The organism is uncultured Nonlabens sp., assembly GCF_947495285.1.
GTDB lineage: Bacteria > Bacteroidota > Bacteroidia > Flavobacteriales > Flavobacteriaceae > Nonlabens.
Map to the genome: position 1 here is coordinate 1 of NZ_CANLXZ010000080.1, position 690 is coordinate 690.

Below are 690 nucleotides of genomic sequence, written 5' to 3' on the forward strand. Positions count from 1 at the left end.
TTTAATTTGATTTTGATAAACTGGTTTAGCTTCTACCATTCTGGTAATTGTTTTATGAAAAATACTGTTCTTGAATTGAGAACGATTTATTCTAAAACAAAACTCATCAAAATAAGCTTGAATATGCCATTTGCTCACATGAGTTGGTATTGCTCTAAGCCAAGATTTAACCTGCATAATTATGATATGCAGTTGTTTAAAATTAGCGCCATTGTTACTGTATATCTGTTCAATATTGTAATTTTCTTTTAAGGGTTCATATCCTCTCCATTTATCCGTTATTATTTTGGCAGAGCAACTTATGTGCTCTTCAAATATTGGGGTTAATGATTTTGCAGAATAGTCATCAATGGACCTTATATAAACTCTTTTCACTTTATTATTATCAGTCAATTCCACTGCTATTACTGCCTTTTTCTTTTTTGAATCGTAACTCCTGCCTTGCTTTCCTTCTTCTTTTCCTCCTACTGTAAATTCGTCCACATGAATTAATGTTTCTAAGGGATATTTCTGACTACTTTTCATTGACTTACGCACTTTCTGCATAAAGTACCAGGCTGTGCCTTGTCGAATACTAAAACGCTTACCCATTTGAATACTCGAAATACTTTTACTACTGGTACTCATTTCAAAAGCAACACAAAAAGCTTTTTGTAAACCAAATTTGACCTTATGAAACAATGTGTTTGC

Annotated in this window: 1 protein-coding gene; it reads right to left on the minus strand. The window is 32.3% G+C overall.

The genetic code is table 11. The annotated features are described in order from the left end of the window. The coding region (locus Q0838_RS14220; RefSeq protein ID WP_298956555.1) for an IS1595 family transposase at window positions 1-690 on the minus strand (690 nt) is incomplete at both ends.